The sequence below is a fragment of the Xanthomonas euroxanthea genome (assembly GCF_900476395.1).
GTDB classification, from domain to species: Bacteria; Pseudomonadota; Gammaproteobacteria; order Xanthomonadales; family Xanthomonadaceae; genus Xanthomonas; species Xanthomonas euroxanthea.
The window spans coordinates 132,802-154,337 of record NZ_UIHB01000001.1 but is presented as its reverse complement, the minus strand read 5'-3'; the positions used below and the strand labels follow the sequence as shown (position 1 = coordinate 154,337).

Annotated in this window: 13 protein-coding genes; 4 read left to right on the top strand and 9 right to left on the bottom strand. The window is 67.4% G+C overall.

From position 1 onward, the window contains the following. Positions 1-7: 7 nt before the first annotated feature. Together CPBF1521_RS00600 and CPBF1521_RS00595 are read right to left on the bottom strand one after the other, a co-directional pair. On the bottom strand, positions 8-3,205 hold the full coding sequence (locus CPBF1521_RS00600) for a TonB-dependent receptor (protein WP_115675568.1): 3,198 nt from the start codon (positions 3,203-3,205) through the stop codon (positions 8-10). 230 nt (positions 3,206-3,435) lie between these two features. Then, on the bottom strand, positions 3,436-6,204 hold the full coding sequence (locus tag CPBF1521_RS00595) for a TonB-dependent receptor (protein WP_115675567.1): 2,769 nt from the start codon (positions 6,202-6,204) through the stop codon (positions 3,436-3,438). A gap of 285 nt (positions 6,205-6,489) precedes the next feature. Between CPBF1521_RS00595 and CPBF1521_RS00590 the strand changes: the two genes are divergently transcribed. Continuing rightward, complete coding sequence (locus CPBF1521_RS00590) at positions 6,490-7,512, top strand: sugar kinase (protein WP_115675566.1); 1,023 nt, start codon at positions 6,490-6,492, stop codon at positions 7,510-7,512. A 269-nt stretch (positions 7,513-7,781) separates the two neighbouring features. Here the strand turns inward: CPBF1521_RS00590 and fabV are convergent, their stop codons facing one another. Then, positions 7,782-8,990 carry an enoyl-ACP reductase FabV gene (gene fabV, locus CPBF1521_RS00585; protein ID WP_115675565.1) on the bottom strand — a complete coding sequence of 403 codons (1,209 nt, stop codon included), beginning with the start codon at positions 8,988-8,990 and terminating at the stop codon, positions 7,782-7,784. 398 nt (positions 8,991-9,388) lie between these two features. On the opposite strand from fabV, the gene CPBF1521_RS00580 reads away from it, so the two are divergent. Then, the gene (locus tag CPBF1521_RS00580; RefSeq protein WP_115675564.1) at positions 9,389-12,739 is read left to right on the top strand and encodes an nSTAND1 domain-containing NTPase; all 3,351 of its coding nucleotides are present in this window, start codon (positions 9,389-9,391) and stop codon (positions 12,737-12,739) included. Beyond that, entirely contained in the window at positions 12,736-13,140 is a 405-nt protein-coding gene (locus CPBF1521_RS00575) for a hypothetical protein (protein ID WP_115675563.1), read from the top strand. The genes CPBF1521_RS00580 and CPBF1521_RS00575 overlap by 4 nt, the downstream gene beginning before the upstream one ends. Positions 13,141-13,434: 294 nt before the next feature. On the opposite strand, the gene CPBF1521_RS00570 is transcribed toward CPBF1521_RS00575, so the two are convergent. From CPBF1521_RS00570 to CPBF1521_RS00560, 4 genes are all read right to left on the bottom strand, one after another. Next, the gene (locus CPBF1521_RS00570) at positions 13,435-13,884 is read right to left on the bottom strand and encodes a hypothetical protein (RefSeq protein WP_235858371.1); all 450 of its coding nucleotides are present in this window, start codon (positions 13,882-13,884) and stop codon (positions 13,435-13,437) included. A gap of 142 nt (positions 13,885-14,026) precedes the next feature. Next, a complete protein-coding gene (locus CPBF1521_RS21810; protein WP_353961342.1) occupies positions 14,027-14,131 on the bottom strand; it encodes a hypothetical protein in 105 nt (34 codons plus the stop codon). Positions 14,132-14,184: 53 nt separating this feature from the next. Continuing rightward, positions 14,185-14,817, bottom strand: coding sequence for a response regulator transcription factor (locus tag CPBF1521_RS00565; RefSeq protein ID WP_115675562.1), 633 nt, complete (start codon positions 14,815-14,817; stop codon positions 14,185-14,187). Then, positions 14,814-15,917 (bottom strand): sensor histidine kinase, encoded by a 1,104-nt coding sequence (locus CPBF1521_RS00560; RefSeq protein WP_235858370.1) that lies wholly within the window; start codon positions 15,915-15,917, stop codon positions 14,814-14,816. The genes CPBF1521_RS00565 and CPBF1521_RS00560 overlap by 4 nt, the downstream gene beginning before the upstream one ends. 244 nt (positions 15,918-16,161) lie before the next feature. Between CPBF1521_RS00560 and lldD the strand changes: the two genes are divergently transcribed. Next, positions 16,162-17,322 carry an FMN-dependent L-lactate dehydrogenase LldD gene (lldD, locus tag CPBF1521_RS00555; protein WP_115675560.1) on the top strand — a complete coding sequence of 387 codons (1,161 nt, stop codon included), beginning with the start codon at positions 16,162-16,164 and terminating at the stop codon, positions 17,320-17,322. Between the two features lie 398 nt (positions 17,323-17,720). Here lldD and ligD read toward each other — a convergent pair whose 3' ends face one another. Both ligD and ku read right to left on the bottom strand, forming a co-directional pair. Then, positions 17,721-20,495: a DNA ligase D gene (ligD, locus tag CPBF1521_RS00550; protein ID WP_115675559.1), complete on the bottom strand. Its 2,775-nt coding sequence runs from the start codon at positions 20,493-20,495 to the stop codon at positions 17,721-17,723. A gap of 9 nt (positions 20,496-20,504) precedes the next feature. Beyond that, positions 20,505-21,464 (bottom strand): non-homologous end joining protein Ku, encoded by a 960-nt coding sequence (gene ku / locus CPBF1521_RS00545; RefSeq protein ID WP_104584473.1) that lies wholly within the window; start codon positions 21,462-21,464, stop codon positions 20,505-20,507. Positions 21,465-21,536: the final 72 nt, after the last annotated feature.

Sequence of the window (21,536 nt, the reverse complement as noted above, 5' to 3'; positions counted from 1 at the left end):
GCTCCTGTCAGAACTTGTAGCGCGCGCCGATGTAGTACTGGCGCCCGGTGACGGTGTACTTGTCGGGCAGCTCCAGCGTGGAATCGACGTAGCGGCGGTCGGGTGTGTCGAGCAGGTTGATGGCCTCAAACGTCAGCGACAGCTGGTCGTTGAGCTTGTAGGACATGTTGAAATCCACGTTTTCCACGCTGTATTTGCCGGTCACGTCGGCGGTGACCAGGCGCTTGCCATCCAGGTCGTAGACGTCTTCCTGGGCCAGGATGTTGTTGATGTAGCCATCGCGATAACTGGTGGACACGCGCGCACTGAAGCGGCCGTCGTCGTAGTAGACGGTAGCGTTGTAGGACTGCGGCGAGAGGTTGAGCAGGTCGCGCTCGGTGGCGGTGGTGGTGATGCTGGTATTGCTGCTGCCGGCGGTACTGAACAGGTAATTGATCTTGGAATCGACCTGGGTGTAGTTGAGCTGGATGCCGAAGTTGCGCCAGAAGCCGGGCAAGAAGTCGAAGGCCTGCTGGTAGGTCAGCTCGAAGCCCTTGAGCGGGCCGCCGGGCGTGTTGAAGTAGCTCTGCACGTTGAAGATGGTGTCCGGCGTGAAGCCTGCGGGGAGCAGGTCCAGCGAGTAGCCCATCGCTTCCCAGGTGCTGAGCACGCGGGTGCGCTGCACGTAGCTGTCGATGTCCTTGTAGAACACCGCTGCCGACAGCAGCGAACCCTCGCGGAAATACCACTCGGCGCTGAGGTCGTAGTTGGTGGAACGGAACGGGTCGAGCTTGGGGTTGCCCAGGTTGATCGAGAAAAACCGCCCGTCGTCGAAATACTGCGTAGGGCCGCCGCTGACGCTGGGCGACAGATACGCCAGCGTGGGGCGCGCCATGGTCTTGGCCGCGCCGAAGCGCAGCACCACCTCGTCGCTGACATCCCACGAGAGATTCAACGAGGGCAGGATGTCGCGGTAGTTGTGGTTGACCGTGGTGGGCACCAGCAGGCGCTCGCCGGCCGCGGCGGTGGCGCTGGCCACACCGAAGAACGATTCGCAGTTGGGCGAGATGGCGCCGGCCGCGGTGGCCGTGCACGGCGCATAGCCGCTGGCGGCGATCTGCGTCTGCACATAGCGCACGCCCAGGTTGCCACGCAGCGCGCGGCCCCACAGGTCGGTGTTGAAGTCCAGCTGCAGGTAGGTGCCCAGGCTCTTTTCGTTGACGGCGAAGTTGTTGTTGGACGAGCCGAAGTGGCCGACATCGGCCAGGCGGTAGTCGCCGCCGGGCACGCCGGTGTCGCAGTCGCAATTGATGTTGAGCAGGTCGGCGACCTTCTGGAAATCCGGAATCACCCAGGTGGTGGGGAAGCTGCCGTTCAAGCTGCGGCCGAAGCCGTCCAGGTTGGTGCTCAAATCGCCCACGCCCACGCCGGCCGGCAAGGCCTGCGCCAGGCGCCCGTAGGAGATGTTGCGCGACTCCGACGTGTCCATGTCGTAGTTCTTGTAGGCCAGCCCGGTGCGGAAGGTGAAGGTGGGGCTGATGTTGAATTCCAGATCCACCTTGGCGGTATCGAAGGTGTTGTTCACCGACTGCGGGTTGAGCCGCACCTCGCTGATGTTGGTGCCGCGCGCGGTGCCGTTGCTGTTGACCGGCACTGCGCCATAGCCCAGCCACTGCCAGTTGTTGGGGTTACCCGCATCGAACGGGAAGCTCATGCTCGGGTAATCGCCACCATTGCGACGATCGAGCACAAAGCCATCGAGATTGGTGTTGTCGAAGCTCACCATCGAAAACTCGGGGCGTTCGTAGTCCGAGGTCGAGTGGCCGACCAATGCATTGACGCGCACCTGGTCGTTGAAGCGGTGCTGCAGGTCCAGGCTGAATTGCTTGAACTCGGTGGATTCTTCGATGTTGCTGGATTCGGTGCGGAAGTCGACGTTGTCGAACACGCCGTAGGTGAGGCGGTTCTGGTCGTCCACCTGCGCTTCGCGCACCGCGATCTGGGTCTTGCCGCCGAAGTTGGCGGTGCGGTGCAGGTTGGCACCGACCGAGTCTTCGCGCTGGTCCTTGTCCAGCTTGGAATACAGCATGTCGAAGTTCAGCAGGGTGTCGTCGCTGACCTTGAATTGCAGCGCGCCGGTGACGCCCAGGCGCTTGATCTCGTGATCGGTGCGGATGTAGCGCGGGTAGCGCGGAATCCAGGCGTTGGTGGCGGTTTCGTAGGCCTGGATGTTCTCCGGCGTGTTGGCCGGGCGCGGGATGCCGGTGCCGCAGTTGGTGGCGCTGATGCCGTAGCTGCCCCAGCCGTTGTTGCGGTCCTGGTTGGCCTGCGAGCCGACCCCGGCAGGGGTTTCGTTGGCCAGCGGGTTGCGCGGGGTCTGCGGGTTGTAGCCCACCGGCGAACAGAAGCCATAGGTGCCGTTGTTGGTGGCGGTGCTCTGGTTGGAGTTGCGGTAGTTGCCGTGCTCCCAGCGCACCGGGTTGTAGCCTTCCTCGCGCAGGTGGCGCTCGCTGTAGGACACCGACATCAGCGCGCCGACGCGGCCATCGGCCCAGATGTTGCTGATCAGGCCGGAGAAACGCGGGTCCTTTTCGCGCGAGAGGTCGTTGTAGCCGTATTGCGTGGAGGCGGCCGCTTCGAAGCCGTCGAAGTCGAACGGGCGCGAGCCGCGCAGGTCGACGGTGGCGCCCAGTGAGCCTTCGTCCATCTGCGCCGACTGGGTCTTGCTGATGGTGACGCGGCTGAACAGCTCGGAAGCGAAGGTGTTGAAGTCGAAACCGCGGCTGCGGTTGACGCCATCGCTGCCGCTGCCGGCAGTGGCCAGCGCTTCCAGCCCGTTGATGCGCACGCGGGTGAAGTCCGAGCCCAGGCCGCGCACGGAGATCTGCTTGCCCTCGCCGCCTTCGCGGTCGATGGAGACGCCGGCGATGCGCTGCATCGATTCGGCCAGGTTCAGATCGGGAAACTTGCCGATGTCTTCGGCATAGATGGCATCCACCTGCTCCACGCTGTAGCGCTTGGCATCGAGCGATTGCTGCAGACTTTCGCGGTAGGTGGCCTTGACCTGCACGCGGTCCAGGTCCACCGCATCGGTGGGCGGTGTGGCCGGTGTGGTCTGCGCGACGGCAGCGGCCGCATGCAGTGCCAGGACGATGGCCACCGACAGACGCGCGGTGGGCAGGCGAGCGGCCGCCACGGAGGCGGAACGACGCGAACGGACATGCATGATGCGGCTCTCTCCATGGCACTGGCTGCAATGACGCGCTCAGCCCCCCAAGGCCATGGCGTCGCAATGGGCGACCAGCAACACCGCTGCGCAAGCGCGCTGCGTTCTTGCTGGACGTTTCGAACATCACGCCCACCGCGTTGCATGCGTGCGCCAGGGCACCGCATCCACGACGATCAAGCGTTGGAATAAGGGCCCGCTGCGCGTGTGCGCAGCGGGGAGGCAGCGGGTCAGAACTTGTAGCGCAGGCCCAGCAGGTACTGGCGGCCGGTTTCGGCGTACTGCAGCGGCAGCTGGCCGGTGCGTGGCGAGGACACCCACTCGTCGGAGGCCTCGTTGGTGAGGTTGATGCCTTCCAGGCTCAGCTCCAGCTGCTTGCTGATCTTGTAGCGCAGCGAGGCGTCGAGGATGGTGGTGCCGGTCATGCCGTGCACGCCGTCGACGTTGAAGCCGGTTTCCGCACCCGGTGCCTGGGTGAGGTAGTCGTCGCGGTTGGTGGCCGACACGCGCCCGGCGAAGGACTCACCTTCGTAGAACAACGTGGCATTCCACGACGAGCGCGACAGCCCGAGCAGGTCGTTCTTCATCACCGGCGCGCCGCTGCTGGCCAGGTACTGGATCTTCGAATCGACCCAGGTGTAGTTGAGCTGCACGCCCAGGTTGGCCCACTTGCCCGGCAGGAAGGTGAAGGGCTGGGTGTAGTTGGCTTCCACGCCCTTCAATTCGCCGCCCGGGGTGTTGAGCGGGATGCTGAAGGCGAAGTCGTCGTTGACGGTGGCACCGGTGCCTTCCAGCAGGGAAGCCGGCAGGCCGCTGCTGGAATACGGGCGCACTTCGCGCGCGGTCTGGATGAAGCTCTCGATGTCCTTGTAGAACAGGCCGACACCGAGCATGGCGCCTTCGTTGAAGTACCACTCCAGGCCGAGGTCGACGTTGGTGGCCTCGATCGGGTCCAGGTCCGGATTGCCGCCGGCCACGGTACGCGCACCGCCGGCCACCGCCACGGTCACGCCGGGGGTGAGGCTGCCCAGGCCGGGACGGCTCATGACCTTGGCCGCGCCAAGACGCAGCAGCAGGTCAGGCGCCAGCTCGGCGACCAGGTTGAACGAGGGCAGCGTGTTGCTGTACTTGCGGCCCACGGTGGTCAGCGCCGGTGCGTTGTTGATCAAGGCATAGCCGGTGGATTCCTGCTCGGTCTCCACATAGCGCACGCCGAAGTTACCGGAGAACGGAATCGACCCCAGGTCGGTGGAGAACTCGCCCATCAACCACACGCCGCGGTCCTTTTCCTCGACGCTGCGGCTGTTGTTGACGCGCGGGGCCACGGCGAAGCTGCCGCTGTTGCTGTAGATGCCGAACAGGTCGGCCACCGCATCCAGGTTGGGCACCACCCAGTTGGAGGGGCTGCCGTTGATGCCCTTGAGCCCGGCTTGTTCGGTGAGATCGGCCGGCACGATGCGCGTGCCATTGGCGAAGGTGGGCACGGCCAGTTCGTTGGCGCGGCGCAGCTCCACGGTGCTGAAGGTGTAGTTCTTGGCCAGCACGCCGCCCTTGAGGCGGAAGCCGGGGCTGATGTTCCAGTTGAAGTCGATCTGGCCGGTGTCGAAGTCGTTGTCCACCGTCTGCGGACGCAGGCGGATTTCGGCCAGTTCCCAGCCGGTGGGATCGGTCGGGTTGATGCCGTAGTTCAGCACCGGCGCGCGGCTGTTGCCACGGTAGTCGTAGCTGTAGCCGTCGACGTCGTACTTGTCCATGATGATGGTGGTCTGCACCGGGTTCTCGTGCGCCGAGCGCGAGGTACCGACCCGGGCATTGATGCTGAAGTCGTCGTTGAAACGATGCTCCAGGTCCAGGCTGACCTGCCTGAACTCGGTGTTCCACTCGTCGTGGCGGTTTTCGGTACGGATATCGACATTGTCGAATTCGCCGTACACCAGGGCGTTGTTGCGGACCTCGCCATTACGCACGACCGTGGCCGGCTTGCCGACCAGCACCGGGCGTGCATTGCCGCCGCGGCTGAAGGAGATCGCTTCGATGTAACGCTCGTCGCGCTTGGCGTCGATCTTGGAATACAGCATGTCCAGCGACAGCGTGGTGCGGTCGGTCGGCTTCCACTGCAACGCGCCGGTGACGCCCAGGCGCTGCTGGTCGTGGATCTGCTGGGTATAGCGCGGGAAGCGCGGGTGGTAGACATCGGCCGAGCGCGCCGCGGCGAACGGCGAGGTGGCGCTGAAGCCGCCGTTGCTCGGACCATTGGCCCAGCGGCCGGTGTTGGAGCCCTCTTCCAGCACCTCGCGCTCGGTGTAGGCCACCGACAGCAGGGCGCCGAAGGTGTTGTCGGCCCAGGTGTTGGCGATCAGCGCGGCCACGCGCGGGTTGGCCTTCTCGGCCATGGCGTTGTAGGCGGCCTGGCCGCTGGCGGCGAAGGTGAAGCCGTTGTAATCGAACGGACGCGCGGTGCGCAGGTCGACGGTGGCGCCGAGCGAGCCTTCTTCCACATCGGCCGAGGCCGTCTTGCGGGCGATCAGCTGCGAGAACAGGTCCGAGGCGAACACGTTGAAGTCGAAGCCGCGGCCGCGGTTGGTGCCGCCGCTCTGGTCGCCGGCACCGACGGTGGTGAGCGCTTCCATGCCGTTGATGCGCACGCGGGTGAACTCCGGGCCCAGGCCACGCACCGAGATGGCGCGGCCCTCGCCGGCCTCACGGGTGATCACCACGCCGGGGATGCGCTGCAGCGATTCGGCCAGGTTGAGGTCGGGGAACTTGCCGATGTCCTCGGCGACAATCGCATCGACCACGCCGGCTTCGCCGCGCTTGATGTCCAGGGCCTTTTCCACCGAGGCGCGATAGCCGGTCACCGTGACGGTGTCCAGGTCGACGGCCGGTTCTGCAGGCGCTTGGGTGGTGTCTTGTGCTGCCAGGTGGCCGCTCAGCGCAAGGCCGATCGACAACGCCAGCAAGGTAACCGGTGTCTTCCGGCTGGTGGTCCGAAATTGCATGTCCTCCCCTCCCAAGGGTCCATGAACAACATGAAAGTCTGGTTGTGAGCGGTAATGACACCGCTGGTCAAAACGACGTTACCAGCTGAATCCTCCCGTAACATCTTGCAGCGCAGCAGAAAACGTCACCGAATTTGCCCAAAAGGGGTGCAAGCGGTCACTGCGCGTCGCATCATGGGCCTCGCCCGGCGCGTTTGGCGCCGGCTAGAATGACACCGATGGTCATCCTGACGCGCAGCGGTTCCCCCACACCGTGACGCACCACACAGCCGAGGTAATTGCCGCATGAGTCGTGCCCGTATCCTGTGCTTTGGAGAGTTGTTGCTGCGCCTGGGGGCGCCTGGTCACGAGCTGCTGCTGCAGCAGCCGCGGCTGGACGTGCATTGCGGCGGGGCCGAGGCCAATGTCGGCGTGTCGCTGGCGCATTTCGGCCATGACGTGGCCATGGTCAGCACCGTGGCGGACAACCCGCTGGGCGCGGCGGTGCTGGGGGAACTGCGCCGCCACGACGTGGACACGCGGCATGTGCGGCGGGTGGACGGCCGCATGGGGCTGTACTTCCTGACCACCGGTGCGATCCACCGCCCCAGCGAGGTGGTCTACGACCGCGCCGATTCGGCGTTTGCGCTGGCCCCGGCCGATGCCTACGACTGGCCGGCCCTGCTGGAGGGCGTGCAGTGGCTGCACCTGTCCGGGGTCAGCCCGGCGCTGGGCGCGGACGTGGCGCAGGCCACGCTGGCGGCGGCACGCGCGGCGCGGGCGGCCGGGGTCAAGGTCTCGTTCGACGGCAACTACCGGCCCAAACTATGGCAACGCTGGCAGGGCGATGCGCGCGGCATCCTGCACCAGCTGTTCGCCTGTGCGGATGTGGTGTTTGCCGACTACCGCGACATCGGCGTGGTGCTGGGCGGCGAGTTTCCTCAGGACACGCTGGAAGCGCGGGTGGAAGCGGCGGCGCAGCAGGCGTTTGCCGCATTCCCGCAGCTGCAGTTGATGGCCTGCACCCAGCGCGTGACGCACAACGTGGACCACCACAGCCTGGGCGCGCTGCTGGTGCCGCGCAGTGGTGCGGTGGCGCGCGCGCCGAGTGAGGAACTGAGCCCGATCATCGACCGCATCGGCGGCGGCGATGCGTTCGCCGCCGGCGTGCTGCACGGCCTGATCGCAGGCTGGTCACTGGACGATACGGTGCGCTTCGGCCTGGCAGCAGGCTGCCTGAAGCACTCGATCCCCGGCGATTTCAATCCGCTCTCGGTGGCCGATGTGCAGGCCTGCGTGGGGGATGCACGGTTTGATGTGAGGCGGTGAATCGGGAGTGGGGAATCGGGAATCGTAGGAGCTCAAGAGCGCTGACTTTCCGCGTTACTTTCCGGATTGGTTGCCCACCGAGCGCGGCGCGTCGGGTCTGACGCGCTCACGGGCCGGCGGGCTGGTGCTTGCAGTGGGGATTCGTCACAGCAAGGGTAACCGGCATCGCGTGCCCGTTGCCCTTGCCGTAATCGATCCGGGTGCGCCTAGGATCTCAGCGATGCAGCAACCTGCGGCTTTTCCGATTCCCCAATCCCGATTCCCGCGCCTCACCCCAACTCGATGCAGTCGAACTTCACGTCCGTCTCCACATCGGCGTCGTAATCCACATCGTCACGCTCGAAGCCGAACAGCTTGAGGAACTCGTGCTTGTAGCCGGCGTAGTCGGTGAGCTGGAACAGGTTCTCGGTGGTGACCTGCGGCCAGAGCGCCTTGCAGGCGTCCTGCACGTCGTCGCGCAGTTCCCAGTCGTCCAGGCGCAGGCGGTTTTCGTCGTCCACCTCGGCGGGCTGGCCGTCGTCGCGGTACAGGCGCTCGCGGAACAGGCGGTCGAGCTGCTCGATGGTGCCTTCGTGCAGGCCCTTTTCCTTCATGATCTTGTAGACCATGGAGATGTACAGCGGCATCACCGGGATCGCGGCGCTGGCCTGGGTCACCACCGACTTGAGCACCGCCACGTTGGCGCTGCCGCCGCGCTTGGCCAGGCGCGCGTTCAAGCGCTGCGCGGTGTGGTCCAGGTCGACCTTGGCCTTGCCCAGCGCGCCGTGCCAGTAGATCGGCCAGGTGATCTCGGTGCCGATATAGCTGAAGGCCACGCTACGTGCGCCATCGGCAAGCACGCCGGCGCCGTCCAGCGCATCGATCCACAGCTCCCAGTCCTGCCCGCCCATCACGGTGACGGTGTCGTCGATCTCCTGCGCGCTGGCCGGCTCGATCGAGGCCTGGATGATGGTGTCCTTGTTGGTGTCGATGGCGGTGGCGGTATAGGTCTGGCCGATCGGCTTGAGCGCCGAGCGCTTCACTTCGCCGCTGCCGGGCAGCTTGCGCACCGGCGAGGCCAGCGAATACACCACCAGGTCGACCTGGCCGCCCATCTCGGTCTTGATCAGTTCGATGACCTTCTCGCGCGCGGCATCGGAAAACGCATCGCCGTTGATCGACTTGCTGTACAGGCCCGCGGCCTTGGCATGCTTGTCGAACGCAGCGGAGTTGTACCAGCCGGCGGTGCCGGCCTTGCTGGCGCTGCCGGGTTTTTCGAAGAACACGCCCAGCGTGTCGGCGCCGAAGCCGAACGCAGCGGTGATGCGCGAGGCCAGGCCGTAACCGCTGGATGCGCCGATCACCAGCACCTTCTTCGGGCCGTCATTGCGCACGCCGCGCGCACGCGTGGCGGCGATCTGCTCGAGCACATTGCGCTCGCAGCCAAGCGGATGCGTGGTGGTGCAGATGAAGCCGCGCACTTTGGGATGGATGATCAACGTGGACTCCTGGTCAGCAAGATGCTGGCGGCATTTTAGTGCGTGTGACGGACTTTGGGGCGAGCGGCGTTGGCCACCGGCGGTGCGGAGCGGGTGCTGCGTGGCACCGGCATGGTGAGGCCAAGGCACCGAACACGCGCACATCGTCGGCTTGCCGGCGAGACAGCCCGCGGCGCGCCACACGCGGCTGCATCGCCATGCGTGAAGACGCCCGTCATCGCCCGGCACGCCGCGTTGCCGCGGCCGGCATCGTCCATACACGGGCGCGAACGAACGCCGATCACCCTCGATTTCCTGCCCGAGCGCCTGTGCTACGTTTGCGCTTGCCGTGCCGTGCCTGGCCGCGCCTGATGGCGATCGTCGAGGCTCCTCCCACCGTGCGACCGGTATCCGAGCGAATGTCTCTTCGAAGCGAGCGCGTCACGCAGCTGGGCTCGGTCCCGCGATTTCGGCTTGGGCCTTTGCTGGTCGAGCCGGAGCGGCTTGCCCTGATCGACGACGGCCAGACCATCGCGCTGGAACCGCGCATGATGGAAGTGCTGATCGCGCTGGCCGAGCGCGCCGGCGAGGTGGTCAGCGCCGAGCAGTTGCTGATCGAGGTCTGGCACGGCAGCTTCTACGGCGACAATCCGGTGCACAAGACCATCGCGCAACTGCGCCGCAAGCTGGGCGACGACAGCCGCCAACCGCGCTACATCGAAACCATCCGCAAGCGCGGATACCGGCTGCTGCCCAAGGTGGTGTTTCCCGACGATTATCGCGGTGCGGTGATGGGCACGCAGGTGTGGGGACACGGCAGCCCTTACGTGGGGCTGCAGGCGTTCGATCCCGCACACGCCGAGGTCTTCTTCGGCCGCAGCCATGCGATTGCGCAGGTGCTGGGCGCGATGCGCGCGCAATTGCACAGCCAGCGCGGGCTGGTGCTGGTGAGCGGTGCCAGCGGCTGCGGCAAGACCTCGTTGCTGCGCGCCGGCGTGGTGCCGTTGCTGGCGCAGCCCGGCGGGCTGGATGGCCTGGAAGCCAGTGCGGTGGCGTACTGCAACCTGGCGCAATGCCGTGGCGGCGATGTGCTCGACACGCTGGCGCGCGCACTCGGCGACTGGGAAGCGGGTGGGCGCGCGGTGTTTTCGCCGGCGCAGATGGCGGCGTTGCCCGAGTGGCTGCAGCGCCCTGCACCGCTGCATGCGGCCATTGGCGAGGCGGTGCGTCAACGCCCACCAGCGCGCGACAGCGCACAGACCCAGCGCCATCTGCTGCTGGTGATCGATCACGCAGAAGCGCTGGTGGCCACGCCGGGAATCACCGATGCCGACCGCGCCGCACTGGCCGCCGCCTTGCAGGCGCTGTGCGACAGCGCGCAGGTGGCGGTGCTGATGCTCACCCGCAGCGATTTCTACCCGCGCCTGATCGACGCCTTGCCGCAGATCGTGGAGCTCAAGCGCGGCGACGGACACGTGGATCTGCTGCCGCCACGCGACGGCGAGATCGGCCAGATCATCCGCGTGCCGGCGGCCATGGCCGGGCTGCGCTTCGAAGAAGAGCGCGACAGCGCCAGCCGGCTGGACGATGTGCTGCGCGATGCCACCGCGCGCCAGCCCGATGCCCTGCCGTTGCTGCAGCATCTGCTGCATGCCTTGCACGCGCAACGCAGCGACGACGGCCTGCTGACCTTCGCCGCCTACCGCGCATTGGGCGGGCTGGAAGGCGCCTTGGCGCACCATGCCGAGCACACCTTCCGTGCCTTGCCGGCTGCCGCGCAGGCGGCATTGGGCAAGGTGCTGACCGTGCTGAGCGTGATCCACCCCGACAGCGATGCGGTGACCGCGCGGCGGGCGCTGTGGTCGGCCCTGCCGGCGCACGGCGCAGCGCGCGTGCTGGTGGAGGCCTTCGTGCATGCGCGCCTGTTCGTCAGCGAGCTGGTGGCGGGCGAGCCCGGCTTTGCGGTGGCGCACGAGGCCTTGCTGCGGCAATGGCCGCGCGCGGCCGAGTGGATCCACGAAAACCGCCGCCTGCTGCAGGCACGCAAGCGGCTGCAACTGGCTGCGCAACGCTGGGCCGCCGAAGGCCGGCGCAGCGATCACCTGCTCAACAGCGGGCGCCCGTTGAGCGAGGCGCGCGAGGCGGCGCGGCGCATGCCGCAGGACCTGGACGCGCTGGATCACGCGTTCCTGCATGCCTGCGAGCGCTCGCAGCGACGCCGCCGCGGCCTGTATGCGGCAGCGGCAAGCTTGCTGGTGGTGCTGGCAAGTGCCTCGCTGCTGCTGGGCTGGCAGGCGCGGCAGGCGCAGCAGGTGGCTGAAGAACGGCGCGACCAGGCCCAGCAACTGGTGAGCTACATGCTGGGCGACCTGGCCGAGCAATTGCGCACGGTGGGCAATCTGAAACTGCTCGACAGCGTGGGCAGCCGCGCGCTGCGCTACCTGGAAGACCTGCCCAACGCGAGCATGCAGCCAGGCGATCTGATCAACCACGCCCGCGCGCTGCGCACCACCGGCGAGGTGCTGATGAACCAGGGCAAGCTGGACCAGGCGCAGGCGGCATTCACGCGTGCGGCCGCCACTGCCGAGCAGGCACGCATGCGAGCGCCAGATACCTTGGAGGCGCGCGCGGAAATGGGCCAGGCGGCGTATTGGCTGGGAAACATGGCCTACCGCAGCAAGCAGTTCCCGTTGGCGCAGACTTACTGGTCGCAGTATCTGACGGCCAGTGAATGGCTGGTGCGCACGGCGCCGGATGACCAACGCTGGCAGCTGGAGCTGTCGTACGCGCTCAACAATCTCGGCACGCTGGCCACCACACGCGGCGATACCACGACGGCGATCGGTTTTTTCGCGCGCGACATCTCGCTCAAGCGCATGCTGATCGCGCGTGCTCCGGACAACCCGTCGTTGCGCTACGAGTTGATCGACAGTTTGTCATGGCTCAGCTTGGCACAGGAGAACCAGGGCCTGCTGGCGCCTGCCGAGCAGGGCTACCGCGATCAAATCGCGATGTTGCGCGTGCTGGTCGAGAACGACCCCGATGCCAATGCCTGGCGACGGCGTCTGGCGGGTTCGTTGATCCGCACCTCCAACCTGGCGGTGGCGCGGGGTCACCTGGCACAGGCGCAGACCGATGCGCAGGACAGCGTGCGGATGTTGCAACCGCTGGTGGCGCTGCAGCCGGACAACAACACATGGCAACGCGATCTGGCGCATGCCTACGCGCAGGCTGGCTGGGTGGCCGCGTTGGATGGGCGCCCCGGTCAGGCCGAACAGCAACTTGGCCAGGCCCGTCAGACCATGGCTGGCCTGCTGCAACAGGCCCAGCCGCTGCCCGAATGGCAATGGCTGGATGCCATCATTGCGCTGCGCCTGCACCGCGTACAGACCGGACGCGCAGGCGCACACGCAGGCGACCTTGATCAGATCGTTGCGCGGCTGGATGCCCTGCATCGCGCCAGACCCGACGATCCGCTTGGCATCTCCGCCTTGTCGCAAGCGCTGGTGTGGCATGGCGAACAACGCGCCGCTGCCGGCGACGACGACGGTGCACGCGCGGCATGGCAGCGCGCGGTGGCGGTGCTGGGCAACGACATCGGCAACAGCCGCGACAAGACCCTGCTGGACCCCTGGATTCGCGCGCAGGTGCATCTGGGCCAGCGCAGTGCCGTTACGCAACAGCTCGGATGGCTGTATCAGGCGGGCTACCGCCACCCGGGGTTCGTCTCCCTCTATGCCCCGCTTTTCAAGGAACAGGACAGCTCATGACAGATTTCAAGATCAAACTCACCGTGGCACGGGTGGGATTCGGCGGCAACACCGGTGCCGGCGAATATTTCTACAGCTTCGCCCCGGACCTGCTGATCGTGGATAAGCACGACAAGGCATCGACCCTGCTGTATTACTTCGATGAAGACGTCGTCCCCAGGCATTTCAAGATCAAGAGCCTGTTGAGTTCCGATGCCTTGAAACAGATCGGAGAACCCAAGATCAGCCCCGACGGCCGCAGCGTGCAGGTCAGCAATGCCAATAGCGTGCCGACACTGATCTTCCTGACCATCATCGTCGAAGACGAAAGCCGCAAGGACAAGAAGACCTGGTTCAGCTGCGATCCCCAGGTTGGCAACGATCCGCAGATCAACCCGCAGGAAACCCCGCCCCTGCAGTAAGCCCTGCTGGCCACCGGCCTGGCGGTTCGCCACCAGGCGGTGTGTTGCCGCAATGCGTGGGCAGGGCACAGCGTGCGCATGCCCAAGGGCTCGGCCGGTGGTGGATACACCACGGCCGCTGGCTCCTGATGTCGACATGCGCACACACCCGTTGCCACGGGAGGAACCTGCTGGCGGTCCCGATGGAGCTCGCTGCGCCCTGGCTGGCGGGCGTGTTGCCGGGTGCTCCGGCCAGCCGTGGATGGCGACAGCTAGCCTGCCGCGTTGAAGCCAACAGCGCCTGGCGAGGCCGTCTCATCCCACGCAGTCCCGCGGGCGCGATTGGGTGCCGGCCGGGACGTCCGCCAGGCGCGCGGCGCAGTGGCTCGCCACCGCCTGCTGCCGGTCATCCCGCTCGGCTCCGTTGCTGAAGGCCACCTTGAGCTGGCCGCGGGTGGACCACGCGCCGGGCATGCCCGCGCGGAGGTCGCCAGCACCACGCCCTGCCCATGGCCGACAGCCCAGCCCCGGGCCGCACCCGTGCGCATCGATGCGGGCGGACCAGCCGTCGCAGGTGCGGGCCACGGCGCCCCGCACCGCCCCGGCGCAGGCCGCCACGCTGACCCGCAGGTCGCGCTCGGTTTGCGGCTGGACATGCAGCGCGGCCTGGGCCCAGGCGACCGGCAAGTCGGCCTGGGTGGGCGCCGCCCAGGCGCTGGTGGACAGCACGACGCTCAACACCCACAGGTACCGGACCAGGCGCATGACGGACTCCGCAGCGGACCGGAGCGCGGCGCGTCCCCGGGCGACCTCGGTGGCCGCCAGACAACCTTCCTGCCCGGCCGCCCACGCGACCTGACGGCAACCTTACGGTTGCTGCCCCATCCTGCCGGAACCCGGAAATTCCCTATAAAACAACGCCATGCAACCTGGCGAGACAGCGTCGTGCGGCGGGTGGCGATGTGCCCGCGCGTCGAGCCAGTTCCCGCGCGCGGCGGCGGCAGCGCTGCAGAGCCCGCTCTTACGATTCCCCAATCCCCATTCCCGATTCCCGATTCCCCGCCCTCAAATCACCCGCAACGTGATCGCCTTCAACACCGCGCGCGTGCGGTCGCGGGTGCCGAGCTTTTCCAGGATGGTGGAGACGTAGTTCTTCACCGTGCCCTCGGCCAGGAACAGGGTGCGGGCGATCTCCTTGTTGGAATAGCCGCCGGCGAGCAGGCGCAGGATCGCCACCTCGCGCTCGCTGAAGGTCTCGCGCGGGGGCTGCTGGTCGCGGAACTGGTAACGCGCGCGCACCGGGTCGGTGCTGACCGGCTGCAGCAGGGTCTCGCCGTTGGCGACCCGCTCGATCGCCTCGCGCAGGTCTTCCGGGGCGGCGTCCTTGAGCAGGAAGCCCTGCGCGCCGGCCTCGGTGGCGCGCAGCAGCAGGTCGCTGTCGTCGAAGGTGGTCAGCAGCAGCACCGGGGTGCGGTCGCCACGGGCGCGCAGTTGCTGCAGCGCCTGGATGCCGTCCACGCCGGGCATGCGGATGTCGCTGAGCACCACGTCCACGGTGGTGCTGACCAGCGCGTCCAGCAGGCCCTGGCCGTCGTCGGCCTCGCAGACCACCTCCACGCCCTGTTGCTGCAACAGGGCGCGCAGGCCGGCGCGGACCAGGACCTGGTCATCTGCCAGCGCGATGCGACGTGGACTCATGCCGGCAGCCTCGCCATCAGGTGCATGCCGCCCTGGGCGGTGCGGCCGAGCTCGAGCCGCCCGTGCAGGGCGGCCAGGCGTTCGCGCATGCCGGTGATGCCGTTGCCTTCGCGGATGCGCTCGGCGCGGCGGCCATCGTCGCGGATGTCCACGTGCAGCTGCGCGCCCTCGCAGTGCAGGTGCACGGCCACCTCGTTGGCGTCGGCATGCCGCACGGCGTTGGTCAGCGCCTCCTGCACCAGCCGCAACAGCAGCTCGGCCACGCGGGCATCGGTGATGCGCACCGCCGGGTCGATCTGCAGGCGCAGCGCCGGGCGCGGGAACGGTGCGGCCAGCGCGCGCAAGGCGGTCTGCAGATCCAGGCCCTGGTCGTCGCGCAGCGACTGCACCACGTTGCGGATGTCCGACAGCAGTTCGGCCGACAACCGCTCCACCACCGCGATCTCCTCGCGCCGTGCCAGTGCCGGGTCGGCGCCGAGCAGGCGCAGATTGATGCGCATGGCGGTGAGCTTGTGCCCGGCCACGTCGTGCAGCTCGCGCGCCAGGCGCAGGCGCTCGGCATCGCGCGCGCTGTCGGCCAGCAGCGCGCGGGTGGCCAGCAGGTCGGCATTGACGTAGGCCAGCGCGTCGCGGGTGCGCTCGGCAGTACGCGCGTAATGCGCGGTCAGCGCGGCGAAGGCCTGGAAACCGGCATAGATGCCGACGATCAACCACGGGCGCTCGAACCCGGCCTGCACCAGCAGCGCATACATGCCCGCGTTCAACGCCAGCGCCAGCAGCAGCACGCGCGCCGGCGGCCAGGTCATGCCCGCCTGCGCCACCAGCATGACCAGCAACACCGGGGCGGTGCCGGCACGCGGCTCCATCCAGACCAGCAGCAGGGCCATGGCCGCCTGCAGCAGCGTGGCGACAGTGCGCAACGCATGCAGCGGCGGCAACACGGTATGCAGCAGAAACAAGGCGGTGAAGCCGGCCAGCACGCCCCAGCGCCAGGCGCCCTGCGGTGAGGCGTCGGGCACGAACGACAAGGCCACCGCGGCAATGGTGAACGCGCCGGCCAGACGCAGCGGTTGCAAGCAATGAAACAGGGACGAGGTCATGCGGCGATGCTGACGGCCGCGCGGCCGCGCGGCAATGGCACGGAGGCAGAAAGTGACTTCCGGCAGGTGGGCGCGCGGCCCTGTCGTCGCTGTCGTCGCTGCGGCGCGGCCGCACCTTGCCACGCCGCCCCATCGTCACGGAAGCACGCCCTGCCCGCTTGCAGCCGGCCGGGCGCGCAGCCGTCCACCCGCCCCACCGATGGTCTTACACTCAGCGGCTACCCGCAGCTGCCGTGCGTCTTCGATGATCATTTCCGCCGCTTCCGACTACCGTGCCGCTGCGCAGGCGCGCCTGCCGCCCTTCCTGTTCCACTACATCGATGGCGGCGCGTATGCCGAGCACACCTTGCGGCGCAATGTCGCGGACCTGGCCGATATCGCGCTGCGCCAGCGGGTGCTGCGCAACATGTCGGACCTGAGCCTGGGCACCGAGTTGTTCGGGGAGACACTGGCGATGCCGGTGGCACTGGCACCAGTCGGGCTGACCGGCATGTACGCGCGCCGTGGCGAAGTGCAGGCCGCACGCGCGGCGGCGGCGCGCGGGATCCCGTTCACGCTGTCCACGGTGTCGGTGTGCCCGATCGAGGAAGTGGCGCCGGCGATTACGCGCCCGATGTGGTTCCAGCTGTACGTGCTCAAGGACCGCGGCTTCATGCGCAACGCGCTGGAGCGCGCCAAGGCCGCCGGGGTGACCACGCTGGTGTTCACCGTGGACATGCCCACGCCCGGCGCGCGCTACCGCGATGCGCACTCGGGCATGAGCGGGCCCAACGCGGGGCTGCGGCGCATGCTGCAGGCCGTCACCCATCCGCGCTGGGCCTGGGACGTGGGCCTGCTCGGCAAGCCGCATGATCTGGGCAACATCTCGGCGTACCGCGGCAGCCCGACCGGCCTGCAGGACTACATCGGCTGGCTGGGCGCCAACTTCGACCCGTCCATCGCATGGAAGGACCTGGAATGGATCCGCGAGTTCTGGACCGGGCCGATGGTGATCAAGGGCATCCTGGACCCGGACGACGCGCGCGATGCGGTGCGCTTCGGCGCCGACGGCATCGTGGTGTCCAATCACGGCGGGCGCCAGCTCGACGGCGTGCTGTCCAGCGCGCGTGCGTTGCCGGCCATTGCCGATGCGGTGAAGGGACAGCTGAAGATCCTGGCCGATTCGGGCATCCGCAGCGGGCTGGACGTGGTGCGCATGCTGGCGCTGGGCGCCGATGCGGTGCTGCTGGGGCGGGCGTTCGTCTACGCGCTGGCCGCTGGCGGGCAGGCCGGCGTGGAGAACCTGCTGAGCCTGATCGAAAAGGAAATGCGCGTGGCGATGACCTTGACCGGCACCCATTCGATTGCCGAGATCAGCAGCGATGCGTTGAGCAGGGTGACGCGGGAGCGTGCGGTTTCGCCTTGACGGGAATTGGGAATCGGGAATTGGGAATCGAGATGCGTAGCAGAGCGGATGATCTGCGGCTTGGCTGCAGGGCCCTTTACCTGGCTGCAGGGCCCTTGCCCGCCCACCATCGCGGGACACGCCGTGAATCCGTCCATGGAGGCTCTTACGCGGCATCCATGCCGCGTAAGGTCCCGCGACGGTGGGCGGGCAAGGACCAATCGAGATGGTCGGTACGCATGGTCAAGCGCTGGGTGTGATGCGCACCTATTGGATAATTCGAATAACGACGCGTTGCAAGCGATCGTCATGCACGCGTGGACGCCGCACTCAGAATCTGAAGCTGCGAGTACTCCATGCCGATTCCGAGCACAGGCCGCGCCCGCCTCGCGGCTAGGCAGCAGGTTTGTTAGACACGCTTAGTTCTCATCGCCGCCGGTGGGCAAGGATTGCCGCAACGCCAGCACCGAGGCCCAGGGATCTGCACGTTGGCGCCTGGCGCGTTCCAGCGCCTTGTCCATCGGGAAGGCGTCCGGGCCGCTGATCTTGCCGAGTTCTTCCCAGCGTAGCGGGACGGCGACGGTGGCTTTTTCGCGCGCGCGCAGCGACCACGAACAAACGCTGGTGTTGCCGCGCCCGTTGCGCAGCCAGTCGACGAAGATCACGCCGTGGCGCTTGGCCTTGCTCATGGTGGCCACGTAGCGGTCAGGCGCATGCGTTGCCAGCGCCTGGGCGAATGCCTCGCAGAAATCGCGCGCCTGCTCCCAGTCCGCTTCCGGCACGATCGGCACCACCACATGCAGGCCCTTGCCGCCGGACAGGCGCACCGCGCTTTCCAGCCCCGCGCTGCGCAGCTTGGCGCGGATATCGCGCGCGGCAGCCACCACGTCGGCCCAGGACACGCCGTCACCGGGGTCCAGGTCGAACACCAGCCGATCCGGATGCTCCGGATCGTCGACCTGCGCGCCCCAGGGATGCAGCTCCAGCGTGTTCATCTGCACCAGCTCGAGCAGGCCGGCGGCATCTTCGACGTAGATGTAATCCTCGGTGCCGCTTTTTTGCTGCAGCGGAATCGCCTTGATGTGCGTGCCCAGGTGGCGGCCTTCGTGCTTCTGGAAGAAGCAATCGCCACCGGCGCCATCGGGGCAGCGCAGCAGCGACAGCGGCCGGCGTGCGATCTCCGCCAGCACCAGCGGCGCCACTGCCCGGTAGTAGTCGGCCACCTCGCCCTTGCTGATGCCCGCTGCGGGGAACACCACCCGCTCGGGATGGGTGATGGTGATGCCGTCTGTCGACGTGGACGTGGACGTAGATTTGGATTTGGATGTTGTGGACTTGGACGCCGCGGATTTGGACGCCGTGGACGTGGCCGCCGCCGCCTTTTTGGATGTCGTGGTCGCGGTCGTCTTCGACGCCGTTGAACGCGTGCGTTTGCTGGTGGTGCTGGTGGATGCGTCGACTGTCGTTCTGGATGTTTTCGTGGTCGCCGTCTTGCGCGCCGGCGCAGCGGCCGTTGCCGCACCACGTTGGCCCGCAGCACGCGCCTTGCCCGGCGCGGCGCGGTCGCCGCCCAACTCGCTCATGGGTTTGTCCTCGCGTAGACGCTTGAACGCGGCCTGCCGCAACAGGCCTTCCTTCGCCCAGCCGCGGAAGGCGACCTCGGCGATCAGCACCGGCCGGACCCAATGCACATCGCGTGGCCGCCCCGGGATGTGCGTGGGCAATTCCAGCGTGGCGGTGTCGCTGTGCAGCGCCTGCAGCAGCGCGGTGATCTTGCCGAGCAAGGCATCGTCGAATCCGGTGCCCACACGCCCGACATAACGCAGCGTCTTGCCGTCGCGCTGCGCCATCAGCAAGGCGCCAAAGCCGCTGCGTGCGCCCTTGGGATCGGTGTACCCCACCACCACGAACTCGTCGCTGTCCTCGTGCTTGGTCTTGGCCCAATCGGCGCTGCGTCCTGCACGGTAGGGCGCATCGGCGAGCTTGCTGACGATGCCTTCCCAGCCGGTGCCGGCGCTGGCCGCGAAGACCTGCGGGCCATGGCCGATCACATGGTCGCTGAACGCCAGCGTGCCCGGCGTATCGCCCAGCAACTCGCGCAGCAACTGCTTGCGTTGCAGCAACGGGGTATCGCGCAGGTCCACTCCGGCCACGCCCAGCAGGTCGAACACGATGTAGCGCAGCGGCTGCACGGCGCTGCCATCGAGCGCACGCTGCAGCGCCGAGAAATCGGTGCGCCCCTTGGCATCCAGCACCACCAGCTCGCCATCCAGGCGCGCATCGCGCACCGGCAGTGCTTGCACTGCGCGCACCACCTCCGGGAAGCGCTGCGTCCAGGCCTGGTCGTTGCGCGAGCGCAGCTGCACCTGGCCATCGACCAGGTCGGCCAGCAGGCGGTAGCCGTCCCACTTGATCTCGTGCAACCAGCGCTCACCATCGGGCGCCTGCTCGCGCAGCAAGGTCAGTTGCGCGCGCAGCTCGGTGGGGCATGGCGCATCGCGGGCGCCGTCCAGCGCCAGGGCACGGGTATGCCATTGCGCGGAACGTGCACGCGCTGGGCGTGCACGTTTGCTGGCCGCAGGCGACGTTGCGGCGCTCGTTTTTGCCGCTGGTGCACGCCGGGCCCGGCTGGCCTTGGCACGCGTCGCCGGGGCGGCCGCTGCCGATGCGCCGGCCGCCTGCTGCGCCACCAGCGCATCGGCATCCAGATCGGCCGCAGACGCATCACTGCGCTTGAACAACAGCCACTGCGGTTTGCCGCCACGCATCTGCGTGCGCACCAAGGCGAAGCCACCGCGCAGCAATGAGCCCTGCAGTTCGAATTCCAGCTTGCCGGCGTCCAGCGCCGCCAACGCGTCGCCCTCGCACTGCCAATGCCCGTGGTCGAACACCTCCACATGCCCGGCGCCGTAATGGCCTTGCGGGATATCGCCCGCGAAGCTGGCGTACGACAGCGGGTGGTCTTCCACCTCCACCGCCAGGCGTTTTTCGCCCACGCGCAACGAGGGCCCCTTGGGCACGGCCCAGCTCTTGAGCACGCCGTCGAGTTCCAGACGGAAGTCGTAATGACGCGAGCTGGCGTGATGCAGCTGCACCACGAAGATCGGCTGCTTGCTGGCGCGTGCGGGCGTGTCGCCGGCCGGCTCCGGGGTCTGGTCGAAGCGGCGTTTGGCGGTGTAGTCGCGCAGTGACATGGACTGGGCCTACCCGGCCTTGCGGCGCGGCGCTGCCTTGCTGGCCGTGGCCTTGGTGGCCTTGCCTGCGGCCTTCTTGGTGGCCTTCTTGGCCACTTTCTTGGCGGCGGTCTTGGCGGTCTTCTTGGCTGGCGCGGTTGCCGGCGCGCTGCTCTTCTTGGCCGGCGTGCGCGTGTTGGCCTGCAGGCTCTTTTGCAGCAGCGACATGAAATCGACCACGTTGGTGGTGGCGTCCTCGTGCTGCGGCGGCTCGACATCCACGGTGGTGGTGCCACCCTTGGCCTGGATGCGCTTGCGCAGGATCTGCTCGAGCTTGCCGCGGAATTCGTCGTGGTAGTCCTCCGGCTGCCAGGTGCCGGACATCGACTCGATCAGCTGTTTGGCCATCTCCTGTTCCTTGGGCGTGATGCGGTACTCGCCCACCGCGCCGGCCGGCAACTTGAAGTCCTGCGGGTCCACCACTTCCTGCTGGTAGCGCAGCAGCAGCAGGATCAAGGCATCGCCCTGCGGCATCACCGCCGCCAGGTATTCGCGCGTGCGGATCACCACCTTGGCAATGCCCACCTTGCCGGTGTCGCGCAGCGTCTCGCGCAGCAGCACATAGCCCTTTTCGGCCTTCTTGCCGGGCACCAGGATGTAGGGCTTCTCGAAATAGCGCGGGTCGATGTCGGCGGCATCGACGAAGGTTTCCACCTCCACCGTCTCGTGGCTCTCCGGGGAGGCCGAGCGGATGTCCTGCTCCTCGACGATGACATAGCTGCCCTTGTCGTACTCGAAGGCCTTGACGATCTCCTTCCACGGCACTTCATCGCCGGTATCGGCGTTGACGCGCTCGAAGCGGATCGGCTTCTTGTCGCGCGAATCGAGCATGCGGAAATGCAGGTCCACCTTGCGCTCGCCCGACATCAACGACACCGGCACATTGAGCAAGCCGAACGACAGGGTTCCGGTCCAGATCGGTCGTGCCATCGGCGTGTGACTCCGGGTGCTGTTTGGGGTAGCCCATAGCTGTAGCGCGGCCACCGTGATCCATGCGTGAGC